Raw genomic sequence first — 15,971 nt, 5'->3', positions numbered from 1 at the left:
CGACAACGACAACTGGAAGCAATATGAGCGACATTAAAAAAGTAGTCCTGGCCTATTCCGGCGGACTCGACACCTCCGTCATCCTGAAATGGCTGCAAGATAACTACCAGTGCGAAATCGTCACCTTCACGGCCGACCTGGGCCAGGGCGAAGAACTGGAACCGGCGCGCGCCAAGGCGATCAAGTTCGGCATCAAGCCGGAAAACATCCATATCGAAGACGTGCGCGAAGAATTCGTGCGCGATTTCGTCTTCCCGATGTTCCGCGCCAACACCGTGTATGAAGGCGAATACCTGCTGGGCACCTCGATCGCCCGTCCGCTGATCGCCAAACGCCTGATCGAAATCGCCAACGCCACGGGCGCCGACGCCATCTCGCACGGCGCGACCGGCAAGGGCAACGACCAGGTGCGTTTCGAACTGGGCGCCTACGCGCTCAAACCTGGCGTAAAAATCATCGCTCCGTGGCGCGAATGGGATCTGCTGTCGCGTGAAAAACTGCTGAAGTACGCGGAAGACGCCGGCATCGAAATCGACATGAAGCACAAGAACGGCGGCGCGCCGTACTCGATGGATGCCAACTTGCTGCACATCAGCTTTGAAGGCCGCCACCTGGAAAACCCGAGCGCCGAAGCGGAAGAAACCATGTGGCGCTGGACCGTCAGCCCGGAAAACGCCCCGGACGAAGCGGAATACCTGGACATCGAATACGAAAAAGGCGATATCGTCGCCATCAACGGCGTGCGCATGTCGCCTGCCACCGTGCTGGCCGAACTGAACAAGGTTGGCGGCAAGCATGGCGTGGGACGCCTGGACCTGGTGGAAAACCGCTACGTCGGCATGAAATCGCGCGGCTGCTATGAAACCCCGGGCGGCACCATCATGCTGAAAGCCCACCGCGCCATCGAATCGATCACCCTGGACCGCGAAGTGGCCCACCTGAAAGATGACCTGATGCCGCGCTACGCGTCGATGATCTACAACGGCTACTGGTGGGCGCCCGAGCGCGTCGCCCTGCAAACCCTGATCGACCACACGCAGGAAACCGTGAACGGCTGGGTACGCATCAAGCTGTACAAGGGCAATGTCATCGTCGTCTCGCGCGATTCGAAAACGGATTCGCTGTTCGACATGAACATCGCCACCTTCGACGAAGACGGCGGCGCCTACAACCAGGCCGACGCCGGCGGCTTCATCAAGCTGAACGCCTTGCGCATGCGCATCGCCGCCATCGCCCGCGAAAAACGCGGCCAGAAGTAACTAGTTGCCGGGAGGCACTGTCTCCCGCGCCAAGCAAAGCCGCCCACGGGCGGCTTTTTTACGTTTGAAACGCACTCGTCCGCGATTTACGTCACTGCGCGCGCCCGGATCGCCCCCATTTTGCTGTCCCCGTGGCAAAATGCTACAGTGCAATTGTGCTGACCTTCCCGCTTCCGGAGCCCTCCCATGTTCAAAGACCTGAGTATCAAGAATAAACTGTACCTGGGCTTCGGCTCCATCGTGGCCATCATCCTGATACTGCTCGGTGTGGCCTACAACAGCTTTTCGCGCCTGTCGGAAGCCAATGCATGGGACCGCCACACGATGGAAGTGCTGGGCGAGATCGACAGGATCCACAATTCCATCCTGCAAATCCAGGTGGAAGCACGCGGTTTCATCCTGACCGGCAGTGAAACGTCGCTGTCGCCGGAATCGAATGAAATGGACGTGCTGAGCCAGCACACGCAAAAAGCCATCGCCATGACGGCCGACAACAAGGTGCAGTCGGAACGCTTCCGCAAGATCGACGCGCTGACCACCACCTGGGTCAAGGAGTGGATCACCCCGCTGATCGAAAAACGCCGCGCGCTGGGCAATGCGCCCGGTGCCACGGAAACGGTGGCGCGCACCATGCCGGCCGGCGGCTACCCTGCCGTCAGACAGGCGAACAAGCTGCTCGACGAAGTCGCGGCCGAAGAATCGCGCTTGCTGGCCGAACGCACGGCCACCACGACAAAATTGCAGGAAACCATGATGCTGACCCTGGCGCTGGGCGGCTTGCTATGCGTGGCGCTGGCGCTGGGCATTTCCTACCTGCTGGGCCGCGCCATCCTCGGCCCGCTGAACAGCCTGACGGACGCCGTCGGGCGCATCGCCAGCGGCGACCAGCGCGCGCGCGCCACCATCCTTTCGCGCGACGAACTGGGCAAGGTGTCGGAAGAATTCAACCGCATGGCGCAAACCATCCAGGACAACCAGGCCAATGAGCTGGCCGCGACGAATAGCTTGCGGGCCAAGGTCGATTCGCTGCTGGAAGTGGTCTCGAAAGCCGCCTCGGGCGACCTGACGGGCAAGGTCGGCATCACGGGCAGCGACGCCATCGGCCAGCTGGGCAATGGCCTGGCGAAGATGTTTGAAAACCTGCGCAGCCTGCTCAACAATGTGCAAAAGGCCGGCATCCAGGTGACGACCTCCGCCACGGAAATCGCCGCCTCGGCGCGCCAGCAGGAAGCCACGGGCATCGAGCAGGCGCAAACGAGCGTGGAAATCCTCAGCACCACCAAGGAAATCTCGGCCAACACGAGCCAGTTGCTCAAAACCATGGAAGACGCCACCGCGGTGGCCGACTACACAACGAACGCGACGGCCGAAGCGCAGAACAACCTCAAGCGCATGGATTCGACCATGCAGCACATGGTCTCGGCCACCGATTCCATCAATGCCAAGCTGGCGGCCCTGTCGGAAAAAGCCAGCAATATCAATAGCGTGCTGATCACCATCACCAAGGTGGCCGACCAGACCAACATCCTGTCGCTGAACGCCGCCATCGAGGCGGAAAAAGCGGGCGAGGCGGGCCGCGGCTTTTCCGTGGTGGCCACGGAAATCCGCCGCCTGGCCGACCAGACGTCCGTCTCCACGTGGGATATCGAGCAAATGCTCAAGGAAATGCAGTCGGCCGTGTCCGCCAGCGTGATGGGCATGGATAAATTCTCGGAAGAGATTCGCCGCAGCGTGGGCGAAGTGCGGCAAGTAGCCGAGCAGCTGTCGTCCGTGATGGACCAGGTGCAAAAACTCACGCCGCAATTCGACGCCGTGCTGCAAGGCATGCAGTCGCAGGCGATCGGCGCTTCGCAGATTTCCGACACCATGATGCAGCTCAACGACGCCACGCAGCAGACGGTGGAGTCCTTGAAGGCCACCAGCGAAGCCGTGCACCAGCTGCAATATGCGGCGGGCGACCTGCAGTCGAGCGTGTCGACTTTCGCCGTGACCATCTGATCCCATGAAAGTGCTGCTCTTTCACATCGGACGCGACCGCTACGGCCTGCCCTTGGCCCGCATCGTGCGCGTCCTGCCGCTGCTGGAGCTGAAACAGTTGCCGCTCACGCCAGACTACGTGGCCGGCCTGATGGACTTGCATGGCACGCCCGTGCCCGTGATCGACCTGTCGCGCCTGGCCGGACTGCCGGCCGCCGCCGCGCAGTTCGACACGCGCATCGTCATCGTCGACTACCGCGCGCCTGGCAGCGAGACCACGCACGCGCTGGGCTTGCTGGCCTCGCAAGTGCGCGGCATCGCCGACATCGATCCGCTCCAGCTTGAAGACAGCGGCGTGGCGACAGTGCCCTTCCTGGGCCAGGTGGCCAGCGATGCCGACGGCATCGTGCAGCTGGTGGAACTGGAACACCTGCTGCCGCCGGACGTGCGCGCGCTGCTGTTTCAAGACGCGGGCGCGGCATGACGGCGCAAACCCTGCTGCGCCGCGCGACCGGCCTGTCCGTCTCCAAATCCGTGGCCGAACGGGCCGTCGGCCAGCGCATGGAGCAAACGGGCTTTGCCGATAGCGAAGCCTACCTGCAGGCGCTCACGCCGGCCGAAATGACGCAATTGATCGAACTGGTGGTGGTGCCCGAATCGTGGCTGTTCCGCGATCCGCAGGCGTTCTACGCCACCGTCGAACTGGTGCAGGAACGCTGGGCGCGGGGGCGCGCCACGCGCATCCTGTCGATCCCGTGCGCGGGGGGCGAGGAGCCGTATTCGATGGCCATGGCGCTGCGCGACGGCGGCGTGCCGAAACAGGCGTTCAGCATCGACGCCTATGACCTGAGCCCCGGCTGCATCGAGCGGGCGCAGGCGGGAATCTACGGCCGCAACGCCTTCCGCGCGCAGGACGTGGCCTTCCGCGAGCGCTATTTCACGCACGTGGCCGACGACTCCTACCGCATCATCGACTCCTTGCGCGAACAGGTGACCTTCAGGCAGGGCAACCTGCTGCAGTTCGATACGGCCACCTACAGCCGCCATTACGACGTCATCTTTTGCCGCAACCTGCTGATCTACTTTGACAAGCCGACCACGCGCGCGGCCATCCAGAATCTGTCGGCCCTGCTGGCCGACGACGGCATGCTGCTGGCCGGCTATGCGGAAGTGCCGTCGTTCTGCCAGAACGGCTTTACGACGCTGCAGTTCCGCCAGGCGTTCGCCCTGAAGAAGGAAACGGCGGCGCCGGCCAGTCCCGTGCAAGTGGCGCCACTGCCGGCCTTGCGCAGCGTGCCGCCCGCGCCAAGGCGCGCTGCCGTGGCAGCCAAGCCCATCGCACCGGCGGCGCCGCGCACGCGCCCCGTATCCGTGCCGGCGCCCACCCCAGCGCCAGCCGCGCAGGCCGATTTGCTGGCCGAAGCGCGCCTGCTGGCCGACCGTGGCCAGTTGCGTGAGGCCGGCGAAAAATGCCACGCCCACCTGGCGAAAGTGCCCGAGGCGGCGGAAGCGTATTTCATGCTGGGCATCATCAATGAACTGGCCGGCAAGATGGACCTGGCCGACGACTACTGGCGCCGCTGCATCTACCTGCAGCCCGACCATTACGAGGCGCTGTGCCACCTGTCCCTGCTGGCCGAACGCAATGGCAACCACACGGCCGCCGCCACCCTGAAGGCACGCGCGGCACGCATCTACGAGCGCCGCCAGGCGTCCAACTAAGGGGCAAGCATGACAAATCTCATCGCCACCGAGTCCCCCGCCACCATCGACGACTGCTGGAACCATATCGGCGTGGTCGGCGACCAGAGCTGCCCCAAGCTGCCGGCCAACGTGCATTGCCGCAACTGCGACGTGTATGCGGGCGCCGCCCAACGCAACCTGCAGCGGCCCTTGGACGAACACTACCGGCGCGACTGGGCCAGCCACTTCCGCCAGATCGATGCGGGCGGCGAAGTGCGCGACAGTTCGGCGCTGGTGTTTCGCATCGGCCGCGAATGGCTGGCGCTGCCCACGCGCGTGTTCGACTCCGTGGCGCCGCAGGCCAAGCCGCACGCGCTGCCGCACCGCGGCGGGGGCGGCCTGGCGGGCATCGTCAATATCGGCGGCAAGCTGTATCCGTGCATGTCGCTGGCCAGTTTGCTGGGCATCGATGAACAGGGCGCGCCGCCAGCCAAGGGCCGCCACACGTTTGCGCGCCTGCTGCTGATGCGCTGGGAAGAGCAGGCCTACGCGCTGCCCGTGGCCGACCTGCACGGCATCGTGCGCTACGCATCGGGCGCCGTGCAGGCGCCGGCGGCCACTATCAACAAGGGGCTGTCGCGCTTCCTGTCGGGCGTGATCACCGAGGGCGACATGCGCATCGGCTGCCTCGATACGGCGCTGATCGGCTTTCAACTTGCGAGACTATTACGATGAGCCAGGACCAGCACGGCGACCTCAGTGCCTTTTCCATGCTGGACCTGTTCCGCATGGAAGCGGACAGCCAGACCCAGATCCTTACAGACGGCTTGCTGGCCATGGAGCGCCATGCGGGCGACGCGGCCGCCGTCGAAGCGATGATGCGCGCGGCCCACTCGATCAAGGGCGCGGCCGCCATCGTCGGCCTGCAAGTGGTGGTGCAGCTGGCGCACGGCATGGAAGACAGCTTTGTCGCCGCCCAGCATGGGCGCTTGAAGCTCACGCCGGAGCGGGTCGACGTGCTGTTGTCGGGCGTCGACCTGATCGTGCAGCTGTCGCGCCTGGACGACGCGGGCGCCGAAGCCTGGCTGGCCGCGAATGCGGCGCAGATCGACCAGACCCTGAACGCCATCGCCCGTATCGCCGACCTGCCCGAATTGCCGGCCCTGCCCCCGGCGCCTGCGCCCATGTCTGCACCCTTGCCGCCGGAAGCGGCAGAACCGCAAGTGCCCGTGGCCAGCGGCCTGGCGGGAGAGGAAGCGGAAGCGGCCGCGCCTGCGCCGCGTACAGCGACCAGTACAGGTGCGCCGGCCAAGGCCCAGGCGCAAAACTTCGACAAACTGCTGTCGCTGGCCAGCGAATCGCGCATCAATGCGCACCAGATGCACCCGTTCGTCGGCGCCCTGCAGCGCTTCAAGCGCAACCAGAGCAGCCTGTTTTCCGCCATCGAGCACCTGCACGAAGCCATTGCCCGTTCGGCCGACCCGGGCCTGATGGAAAAGTCCCTGCTGGCGCTGCAAAAGACGCAGCCCCTGAAGCAATTCATGCTCGAGCACATCGCCGACATCGAAACCTATGAACGGCGCCTGCTGGCCGTCTCGCAAGGCATGGTCGACGAAGTGCTGGCCCTGCGCATGCGCCCTTTCCGCGACGGCATCCACGCGTTCCCGCGCATGGTGCGCGACCTGGCGCGCAGCCTGGGCAAGGAAGTTCAGCTCGAGATCGAAGGCGAAGACACCCTGGTCGACCGCGACATCCTGGCGAAGATCGAAAGCCCGCTGAACCACATGCTGCGCAATGCCATCGACCATGGAATGGAAGGCCCGTACGAGCGCATCGACGCGGGCAAGGAAGCGCTGGGCACGATACGCATGGAAGCGCGCCACCGCGCCGGCATGCTGAGCATCGAGATCAGCGACGACGGGCGCGGCGTCGACCTGGAAAAAATTCGCCAGTCCGTCATCGAGCGCAAGATGGCCAGCCCCGCCATGGCCGCCGCGCTGTCGCCGGGCGAACTGCTGGAATTTTTGTTCCTGCCCGCCTTCAGCCTGAAGGAAAAGGCGAATCAATTGTCCGGACGCGGCGTGGGCCTCGACATCGTGCACGAGACGATACGCCAGCAAAACGGCACGGTGCGCCTGGAGTCGGAACCGGGCCGCGGTTTCCGCGCCCTGATCACATTGCCGCTGACGCAGTCGATCGTGCGCGCACTGGTGGTCGACGTGCATGGCGAAGCCTACGCCATCCCCATCGTCAAGGTGGAAAGCGTGGTGCGCGTGCCGCAAGCGGCCATCCATACGCTGGAAAACAAGCAGTTCTTTGAACTCAAGGGCGAGCATCTGGGCCTGGTGTCGGCGGCGCAGGTGCTCGAGCTGGGCGAAGCGGCCAACCAGGCCGAGGATTTGCCCGTGGTGGTGATCGGCCGGGGCAAGCAAAGCTATGCGCTGGTGGTCGACGCCATCCGCGGCGAGCAAAGTTTGGCCGTGCAAGCCATCGATCCGATCTTCGGCAAGATGCGCGACATTTCCGCCGCCGCCCTGCTCGACGACGGCGAGCCGGTGCTGATCCTCGACGTGCCCGACTTGCTGCTGTCGATCGACAAGCTGCTGCACGAGGGCGGCCTGCACCAGCTGGCGCAGGCGGGCCACGCCGAACGCCGCAAGGCCAAGCGCATTCTCGTCGTCGACGATTCGCTGACGGTGCGCGAGATGGAGCGCAAGCTGCTGCTGGCGCGCGGCTTCGACGTCGACGTGGCCATCGACGGCATCGACGGCTGGAACGTGGTGCGCAGCGGAGAATATGACCTGGTGATCACCGACGTGGACATGCCGCGCATGGATGGCATCGAACTCGTTTCGCTGATCAAGAAGGACCTGCACCTGCACAAGCTGCCGGTGATGATCGTGTCGTACAAGGACCGTCCGGAAGACCGCGCGCGCGGCCTGTCCGCCGGCGCCGACTATTATTTGACCAAAGGCAGCTTCCACGACGAGACCTTGCTCGACGCGGTGGCCGACCTGATAGGAGATGCCCGCTTATGAGCTGTCATTCATGAAAATTGCCATTGCCAACGATGTCGCCATGGCCGCCGAGGCCCTGCGCCGGGTGGTCGCCAGTACGCAGGAACACCAGGTGCTGTGGATCGCCCGCACGGGGCTCGAAGCCGTGCGCATGTGCGAGGGCAACCGTCCCGACCTGATCCTGATGGATCTGAACATGCCGGAGATGGATGGCGTGGAAGCGACGCGCCTGATCATGGAGCAAAGCCCGTGCGCCATCCTCGTCGTCACGGGCCGCCCGCAAGACAATGTCAACCAGGTCTTCCGCGCGCTGGGCGCGGGCGCGCTCGACGTCACGGCCACGCCCGTGCTGCAGGGGGAAGTAGGCGGCGACAGCGAGCTGCTGGCCAAGATCAAGACCATCGGCAAGCTGATACGCCACAGCGCCGAAGCGCCGCCGCCGCGCCAGGCACCGGCCAATGGCGGCGACCGGGGCGACGGCCAGGTCAGCACCCTGGTGGCCATCGGGGCCTCGACGGGCGGGCCGTCGGCCGTGGCCAAGGTGCTGTCCGGCTGGACGGCGCCGCCCGGCTGCGCCATCGTCGTGGTCCAGCATATCGATGAAACCTTCGCTTCGCACTTCGCCAAGTGGCTCGATGACCAGCTCAGCATGCCCGTGCGCGTGATCGCCGAGGGCGACGAACTGGTGGCAGGCAGCGTACTGATCGCCAAGACCAATGATCACCTGCTGCTAGATCAAAATTATCGTTTGGGTTACGATGCAGCACCACGCGACTATGTTTACCGCCCGTCCGTCGATGTCTTCTTCAACTGTGTGGCGCAGCACTGGCGCGGCGATGCCATCGGTGTATTGCTCACAGGCATGGGGCGCGACGGCGGCGATGGCTTGCTGGCCATGCGCCGCGCCGGCAAGACGACGATTGCGCAAGACCAGGCCAGCAGCGCCGTGTATGGCATGCCGCGCGCGGCTGCGGAACTCGATGCGGCGCAGCAAATCCTGCCATTGGATAGAATAGGCGCCAGCCTGCGCAGCCGCCTGGGCGCCAAGCTCAACAATGGGTGGGAGCCCTCCCCTAACATCTGAAAAGAATGCAATGCCAGAATTCTCCTCCAGCTTCACCCAGCATGAGCCCGCATTGACCGAATTCAAGGTCAGCGTGCTGCTGGTGGACGACCAGTTGATCATTGCCGAAGCAGTCCGGCGCATGCTCAGCGACCAGCAGGATGTCGAATTTCATTACGTGACCGATGCCACGCAGGCGCTGGACACGGCACTGCGTTTGCAACCGACCGTCATCCTGCAAGACCTCGTGATGCCTGGCATCGACGGCTTCGCCCTGATCCAGCTGTACCGCGAAAACGAGGCGCTCGCGCATGTGCCCGTCATCGTGATGTCGGCCAAGGATGACCCGAAACTGAAGGCCCACAGCTTTGCCGTCGGCGCCAACGATTATGTGGTGAAACTGCCGGACCGGCTGGAACTGCTGGCGCGCATACGCTACCATTCCAACGCGCACATCAGCCGCTTGCAGCGCGACCAGGCTTTTCGTTTCCTACGCGAAAGCCAAAAGAACCTGGCCGATGCGAATATTGAACTACAGAAACTAGCAGCCCTCGATGGCTTGACGGGCATCGCCAACCGGCGCCGCTTCGATGAAACCCTGCAATTCGAGTGGCAGCGGGGCCAGCGCGACAAGACGCCGCTGAGCCTGCTGTTCTGCGACATCGACCATTTCAAAAGCTATAACGACCACTTCGGCCACCTGGCGGGCGACCTGGGCCTGAAAAAGGTCGCCGCCGTGCTGACGGAACATTTGAAACGCCCGGCCGACCTGGCCGCCCGCTATGGCGGCGAAGAATTCGCCCTGATCCTGCCGGAAACGGAAGCGGCCGGTGCGCTGCAGATCGCCGAAGCATGCCGGCGTCATCTGGAAGGCTTGCAGATCGAAAACCCGGCGGCAAGCAAGGGCATTGTCACCATCTCGATCGGCGTGGCCACCGTCGTGCCGTCGCCGGACTCGACGATCGAGCAACTGATCAACCGCGCCGACCAGGCCCTTTACGCGGCCAAGCGCGGCGGACGCAACAGCGTGCTGAGCGCCAATGACGTTCGCGACTGATTTTTAACAGCAAGGAAAGTGAAGCATGAGCACACAACTGGACAATGTCAGCGTCGTCAAGAAGTCGAATATCTACTTTGACGGCAAATGCATCTCGCACAACGTCATCCTGGCCGATGGCACGAAGAAAAGCGTGGGTGTGATTTTCCCGTCATCGTTGCGCTTCAACACGGGCGCGCCGGAAATCATGGAAATCGTCGGCGGCTTGTGCAAGGTGCGCCTGGCTGACGCGACAGAATGGAACAGCTATGGCGCGGGCACGCAATTCAGTATCCCGGGCAATAGCTATTTTGATATTGAAACGGTCGAGACCGTGGATTACGTCTGCCACTTCGGTTAATCAGACGAAAACAGGCTCGGGCGACAGGCGCACGCCATATTTCGCCTCTACATCATCCTGTATCGCTTCCGCCAGCCGGGTAATGTCCGCGCCACGAGCGCCGCCATTATTCACCAGAACCAGCGCCTGCTTGGGATACACTCCCGCGGGCCCCAGGTTTTTTCCCTTCCAGCCGCATTGATCGATCAGCCAGCCGGCCGCCAGCTTTTCCGTGCCATCGGGCTGCGCATGGTGCACCAAGGCAGGGAAACGTTCCAGCAAGGCCGCACACTGTTCGCGCGATACCACGGGATTCTTGAAGAAACTGCCCGCATTGCCGATCACGGCCGGGTCCGGCAATTTTCTCCGGCGGATCGCCATCACCGTGTCGGCCACCTGTTGCGGCGTCGGCTCGGCAAGATTGCGCTCAGCCACGGCCTGCGCCAGTTCCGCATAGCGCAAGTTCGGCTGCCATTCGGCCGGCAAGGCAAACGTCACTTCCAGCACGATCAGTTCGCGCCCGTCCGCCTGCTTGAAGATGCTGTCGCGGTAGGCGAAGCGGCAAGCATCGCGGTCCATGTCGAAAACGATGCCGCTGGCGCTGTGCATGACGCTCACGCTATGCAGATAATCCTTGATTTCCACGCCATACGCGCCGATATTCTGGATAGGCGCCGCGCCCACCGTGCCCGGGATCAGTGACAGGTTTTCCAGCCCGCCCACGCCTTGCGCCAAGGTCCACTGCACGAAATCGTGCCAGTTTTCGCCGGCCGCGGCCGTGACGAGTATCGTCTCGAAGTCCGCCTGCGCCAGGCGCATGCCGCGCGTGGCCATGTGCAGCACGGCGCCGGGAAAGTCGCCGGTCAGGACGATGTTGCTGCCGCCGCCCAGTATCAGGCGCGGCATGGCGGACAAGGCGGGATCTTGCAGCGCGGCCTGCAATTGGGCCTGCGAAGTGATGCGTACGTAGGCGGCCGCATTGGCCGTGATGCCGAAGGTATTCAGGCGCTGGAGGTTGTAATTGTGTTCGATGGTGAGCTCTGCAGACATGGGATAGCGATTATTTTGCTCGATTATAGAGTGAAACCGACAAAAAACCAGCGCAAGACAAGGGCGACTTGCCCGTTGTCCGTTAAAATGTCGCATCTTTAACAGGGCCGTCCCATGGCGCAGAATCAGCCGCCAAGGCCCAGCGCACCGAGCGTGCGCTCGCTTTAACAAGAAAAGGAACAGACCATGCCGTCATTTGATGTAGTCTCCGAAGCCGATATGATCGAAGTCAAGAATGCAGTCGAGCAATCGAACAAGGAAATCACGACCCGCTTCGACTTCAAGGGCAGCGACGCCCGCGTCGAACACAAGGAAAACGAATTGACCGCGTTTGCGGACTCGGAATTCCAGCTCAGCCAGGTGCGCGACGTGCTGACCAACAAATTGACCAAACGCAAGGTCGATGTGCGCTTCCTCGACGAAGGCGATATCAAGAAGATCGGCGGCGACAAGGTCAAGCAGATCATCAAGATCAAGAATGGCATCGAATCGGATGATGCCAAGAAAATCGTGCGCGTCATCAAGGACAGCAAGATGAAAGTGCAAGCGAGCATCCAGGGTGAAGCCGTGCGTGTCACGGGCGCCAAGCGCGACGACCTGCAAGCGGCCATGGCCATGCTGCGCAAGGACGTGCCCGACATGCCGCTGGAATTTAACAATTTCCGCGATTAATTTCGATGATGCGCACGCTGCGGCCTGCGCTTGCACCGGCGTGGCGGCAAGCTGCCTCGGAGCGCCTGCCCGCTTGGGGTAGAATTGAAGCTGCGCACAGCTACATGCGCCCGCGCGCCTGACCGGCGGCGGGCTTGACCGTACATCTGGCTCAGTGATAACCACGGTAGTCTAAGGATAGCAATGAAACGTGTTGATGATTTCCGCCTGCGATTTGGCAAAAAAGAATATGTGCCCATCATGATAGGCGGAATGGGTGTGGATATTTCCACGTCGGAGCTGGCGCTGGAAGCGGCCCGGCTGAACGGTATCGGGCATATCTCCGATGCCATGGTGGAAGACGTGTCGGATCGCCGTTTCGACACCACCTTCGTCAAAGACAAGACGAAACTGTACAAGTTCAACATCAATAACAGCGACAAGGCCGTGGTGCAGTTCGACCTGGGCCGTTTGGCGGAAGCGCAGCGCCTGCATATCGGCCGCACCATGGAAGCGAAAAAAGGCGATGGCCTGATTTTCGTCAATTGCATGGAAAAGCTGACCATGAACGGCCCGCGCGAAACCTTGCGCGTGCGCCTGAACGCGGCGCTGGACGCCGGCATCGACGGCATCACCCTGTCCGCCGGCTTGCACTTCGGCTCGTTCGCCCTGATGGCCGACCATCCGCGTTTCCGCGATGCCAAGCTGGGTATCATCGTCTCGTCCGTACGCGCCTTGCAGATTTTCCTGCGCAAGAACGCCAAGCTGGACCGTTTGCCTGACTTTATCATCGTCGAAGGACCATTGGCCGGCGGCCACCTGGGTTTCGGCATGGACTGGGCCAATTACGACCTGCACACGATCACGGCGGAACTGCTGGCCTATCTGAAGGCCGAACAGCTGGATATCCCGCTGATCGCTGCTGGCGGCATTTTCACGGGCAGCGATGCCGTCTCCTTCCTGGAAGCGGGCGCGGCCGGTGTGCAAGTGGCGACGCGCTTTACCGTCACGAATGAATGCGGCTTGCCAAACAAGGTCAAGCAGGAATACTACAAGGCCTCGGAAGAAGACATCATCGTCAATGGCGTCTCGCCGACCGGCTACCCGATGCGCATGCTGAAGAACACGCCCGCCATCGGCGCCGGCATCCGTCCAGGCTGTGAATCGTATGGCTATCTGCTCGACGCGACCGGCAACTGCGCGTACATCAACTCGTACAACCGCGAAGTGGCGGCTCATCCCGAGCAAAAAACCGTCGTCGTGATGGACAAGACTTGCCTGTGCACACACATGCGCAACTTCAATTGCTGGACCTGCGGCCACTACACGTATCGCCTGAAGGACACCACGCACAAGCTCGACAACGGCGAATACCAGATCCTGACGGCCGAACACGTCTTCAAGGATTACCAGTTCAGTGTCGACAACCAGATCGCCCTGCCGGAAAAAGAAATCCTGGTAGCAAGCTGAATCTTGTCAGCCTGATATAAAAATGGCGCAGCCTGCGAAGGCTGCGCCATTTTTTATACGGGTAGCATGTGCCGCACTGCCCGAGCGATCGCGTCGAACTTGGGCCGCCGCAATACCTCGTCCTGCAGGCAAGCATCCAGCATGGCCTGCAGGCCGGGCAAGGGCGTCGCACAGTGCGCGATCAACTCGCCCAGCAGCACGCCAAAGGCGCGCGCCTCTATGCCTTGCAGCACCTCCCCTTGCGGCGAGCCGGGCGCAAACATGGACGCCGCACCAAAGTCGCCCAGCAAGCAGGCGCCAGCGTCCGCATGCAGGATATTGTGCGCATACAGGTCGCCATGCACGATGCCGTGCGCATGCAGCTGGCACACGGCCGAGGCGATGCCGTGGGCAATGGCCAGCGCTTGCGGTGCCTCAAAGCATTCGCCATCGGCATACACGTCGCGCGTACACGATTCCAGGCTCGGCGGACCGGCCAGGTTGCGGTAGGCTACATCGATGAGCGGCATGACAAGCCCCAGCGCGCCATGCGGATGCGCATCGAGCGTCCCGAGGATGGGAATCAGGCCCGGATGCGCACCGGCGCCGACGCAGGCGGCCATCTCGCTGCGCGGCAAGCCGTCGCTGGTCATCGCTCCCTTGAATACTTTGACGGCCACGTCATTGACGCCATCGAGACGGGCACGGTAAATCACGCCCGATGCGCCCTCGCCCAGCTGCTGCGCCAGTTCCAGGCGCTGCCATGCCACGCCAGCCGCTCCCGTACCGGCCAGGGCCGCCAGCTCACGCGCTTCCGTAAAGGGATTGCCCGCATACGCGAGCCAGCTCAGGCGTGGCAAGGATAGCAGGCACTCGGGCAGCGCCGGGAAACGGTTGGCGGCAATGCGTACCAACTCCAGTCGGTGGCAAGCCGCCAGGGTAGCTGGCAAGTGGCTCAGGCAGTTCCCCGCCAGCATAAGTTTCTGCAATTGACTGCACTTGCCCAGCTCATCCGGCATGGATTCGATGGCATTGTCGGTCAGGGTCAGCCAGCGCAGCCTCGGCGGCAAGGCTGCGGCCGGTACGTGGCGTATCCGGTTCGCCTTGAAACCGATCATTTCCAGGGCTAGACATGAACCAAGCACGGCCGGCAAGGTGGTGAACAGGTTATCCGAGCAAAAAATGATGCGCAGCTTGTGCAGGCGCGGCAAATCGTCGGGCAATGTGGACAGCGCGTTGCCGGACAGGTCGAGGATTTCCAGGCTGTCGGACAAGTCGAAGATTTCGCGGGGAAATGTCGTCAAGCCGCAGGACAGTTTCAGGCGGCGCAAGCCGGCCAGTTGGCCAGCACGTAATTGTTCCAGTGTATGCACAGCAGACAAGATATCCCTTTCAAGGTAGCACGCGATCGATGCCATGCAGAAAACCATTGGACGTAAATAACAACAACCGGGGTCGGACCCTCCATGCCGCTCACGCAAGCGTCAGCGCCAACGCGCAAGGGGATCTGACCGTAGGTCGGCTTAGCGCGCAGCGCGTAAGCCGACACCACCCGCGGCGCCCCACAAAACCCCCAGACGAAAAAAAACCCGCCAATTGCTTGACGGGTTTTTCTCTTACTGCGAATAACAAGCCTGACGATAACCTACTTTCACACTGGTTGCAGCACTATCATCGGCGCAAAGTTGTTTCACGGTCCTGTTCGGGATGGGAAGGGGTGGGACCAACTTGCTATGGTCATCAGGCATAACTTGTACTGGCATTTGTCCTCGGTGGAGCGACAAAGCCTGAATCTGGAAGAAGCAAAGATTGGGGTAATGACTGGTAGTATCAACACACACGCAACGTTGTACCGTCTTATCCTCTGTACCTGCTAAGGTTATAGGGACAAGCCGTACGGGCAATTAGTACTGGTTAGCTTAATGCATTACTGCACTTCCACACCCAGCCTATCAACGTCCTGGTCTCGAACGACCCTTCAAAGAGCTCAAGGCTCTGGGAAATCTCATCTCAAGGCAAGTTTCCCGCTTAGATGCTTTCAGCGGTTATCTCTTCCGAACTTAGCTACCCGGCAATGCCACTGGCGTGACAACCGGTACACCAGAGGTTCGTCCACTCCGGTCCTCTCGTACTAGGAGCAGCCCCCTTCAAATTTCCAACGCCCACGGCAGATAGGGACCAAACTGTCTCACGACGTTTTAAACCCAGCTCACGTACCACTTTAAATGGCGAACAGCCATACCCTTGGGACCGGCTACAGCCCCAGGATGTGATGAGCCGACATCGAGGTGCCAAACTCCCCCGTCGATATGAACTCTTGGGAGGAATCAGCCTGTTATCCCCAGAGTACCTTTTATCCGTTGAGCGATGGCCCTTCCATACAGAACCACCGGATCACTATGTCCTACTTTCGTACCTGCTCGACTTGTCAGTCTCGCAGTTAAGC

At 62.2% G+C, this 15,971-nt stretch carries 13 protein-coding genes and 2 rRNA genes; 11 read left to right on the top strand and 4 right to left on the bottom strand.

What is annotated here, in order from left to right; all coding sequences use genetic code 11:
- Nucleotides 1–23: 23 nt before the first annotated feature.
- The 9 genes from JAB6_RS00075 to JAB6_RS00035 all read left to right on the top strand — a co-directional run bounded on the left by JAB6_RS00075 (nt 24) and on the right by JAB6_RS00035 (nt 10,396).
- The gene (locus JAB6_RS00075; RefSeq protein ID WP_035825961.1) at nt 24–1,259 is read left to right on the top strand and encodes an argininosuccinate synthase; all 1,236 of its coding nucleotides are present in this window, start codon (nt 24–26) and stop codon (nt 1,257–1,259) included.
- A 186-nt stretch (nt 1,260–1,445) separates the two neighbouring features.
- Nucleotides 1,446–3,257: a methyl-accepting chemotaxis protein gene (locus JAB6_RS00070; RefSeq protein ID WP_034759388.1), complete on the top strand. Its 1,812-nt coding sequence runs from the start codon at nt 1,446–1,448 to the stop codon at nt 3,255–3,257.
- A 4-nt stretch (nt 3,258–3,261) separates the two neighbouring features.
- Nucleotides 3,262–3,720, top strand: a complete 459-nt coding sequence (locus JAB6_RS00065) for a chemotaxis protein CheW (protein ID WP_070300825.1) — start codon at nt 3,262–3,264, stop codon at nt 3,718–3,720.
- Nucleotides 3,717–4,958, top strand: a complete 1,242-nt coding sequence (locus JAB6_RS00060) for a protein-glutamate O-methyltransferase CheR (RefSeq protein WP_070300823.1) — start codon at nt 3,717–3,719, stop codon at nt 4,956–4,958. The genes JAB6_RS00065 and JAB6_RS00060 overlap by 4 nt, the downstream gene beginning before the upstream one ends.
- Before the next feature lie 9 nt (nt 4,959–4,967).
- Complete coding sequence (locus JAB6_RS00055) at nt 4,968–5,654, top strand: chemotaxis protein CheW (RefSeq protein ID WP_070300821.1); 687 nt, start codon at nt 4,968–4,970, stop codon at nt 5,652–5,654.
- The gene (locus JAB6_RS00050) at nt 5,651–7,957 is read left to right on the top strand and encodes a hybrid sensor histidine kinase/response regulator (protein WP_070300819.1); all 2,307 of its coding nucleotides are present in this window, start codon (nt 5,651–5,653) and stop codon (nt 7,955–7,957) included. Before JAB6_RS00055 ends, JAB6_RS00050 begins: the two co-directional genes overlap by 4 nt.
- 10 nt (nt 7,958–7,967) lie before the next feature.
- Nucleotides 7,968–9,020 carry a chemotaxis-specific protein-glutamate methyltransferase CheB gene (gene cheB, locus JAB6_RS00045; protein WP_034759403.1) on the top strand — a complete coding sequence of 351 codons (1,053 nt, stop codon included), beginning with the start codon at nt 7,968–7,970 and terminating at the stop codon, nt 9,018–9,020.
- A 10-nt stretch (nt 9,021–9,030) separates the two neighbouring features.
- The gene (locus JAB6_RS00040) at nt 9,031–10,056 is read left to right on the top strand and encodes a diguanylate cyclase (protein ID WP_070300817.1); all 1,026 of its coding nucleotides are present in this window, start codon (nt 9,031–9,033) and stop codon (nt 10,054–10,056) included.
- A 25-nt stretch (nt 10,057–10,081) separates the two neighbouring features.
- Nucleotides 10,082–10,396, top strand: a complete 315-nt coding sequence (locus tag JAB6_RS00035) for a pyrimidine/purine nucleoside phosphorylase (RefSeq protein WP_070300815.1) — start codon at nt 10,082–10,084, stop codon at nt 10,394–10,396.
- Here JAB6_RS00035 and murB read toward each other — a convergent pair whose 3' ends face one another.
- Complete coding sequence (murB, locus tag JAB6_RS00030) at nt 10,397–11,425, bottom strand: UDP-N-acetylmuramate dehydrogenase (protein ID WP_034759411.1); 1,029 nt, start codon at nt 11,423–11,425, stop codon at nt 10,397–10,399.
- 186 nt (nt 11,426–11,611) lie between these two features.
- Here murB and JAB6_RS00025 point away from each other — a divergent pair, with 186 nt between their 5' ends.
- Nucleotides 11,612–12,097, top strand: coding sequence for a YajQ family cyclic di-GMP-binding protein (locus JAB6_RS00025; protein WP_034759416.1), 486 nt, complete (start codon nt 11,612–11,614; stop codon nt 12,095–12,097).
- A gap of 183 nt (nt 12,098–12,280) precedes the next feature.
- Nucleotides 12,281–13,546: a nitronate monooxygenase gene (locus JAB6_RS00020; protein ID WP_034759421.1), complete on the top strand. Its 1,266-nt coding sequence runs from the start codon at nt 12,281–12,283 to the stop codon at nt 13,544–13,546.
- Nucleotides 13,547–13,599: 53 nt separating this feature from the next.
- On the opposite strand, the gene JAB6_RS00015 is transcribed toward JAB6_RS00020, so the two are convergent.
- From JAB6_RS00015 to JAB6_RS00005, 3 genes are all read right to left on the bottom strand, one after another.
- Entirely contained in the window at nt 13,600–14,898 is a 1,299-nt protein-coding gene (locus tag JAB6_RS00015) for a leucine-rich repeat-containing protein kinase family protein (protein WP_083292437.1), read from the bottom strand.
- Between the two features lie 259 nt (nt 14,899–15,157).
- Nucleotides 15,158–15,270: ribosomal RNA gene (rrf, locus tag JAB6_RS00010) — 5S ribosomal RNA — on the bottom strand.
- A 138-nt stretch (nt 15,271–15,408) separates the two neighbouring features.
- A 23S ribosomal RNA gene (locus JAB6_RS00005) occupies nt 15,409–15,971 on the bottom strand; the annotation flags it as partial.

The sequence above is a fragment of the Janthinobacterium sp. HH104 genome (assembly GCF_001758715.1).
GTDB lineage: Bacteria > Pseudomonadota > Gammaproteobacteria > Burkholderiales > Burkholderiaceae_D > Janthinobacterium > Janthinobacterium aestuarii.
Note: the sequence above shows the minus strand (reverse complement) of the source record. Positions and strands in the feature narration are given on the sequence as shown.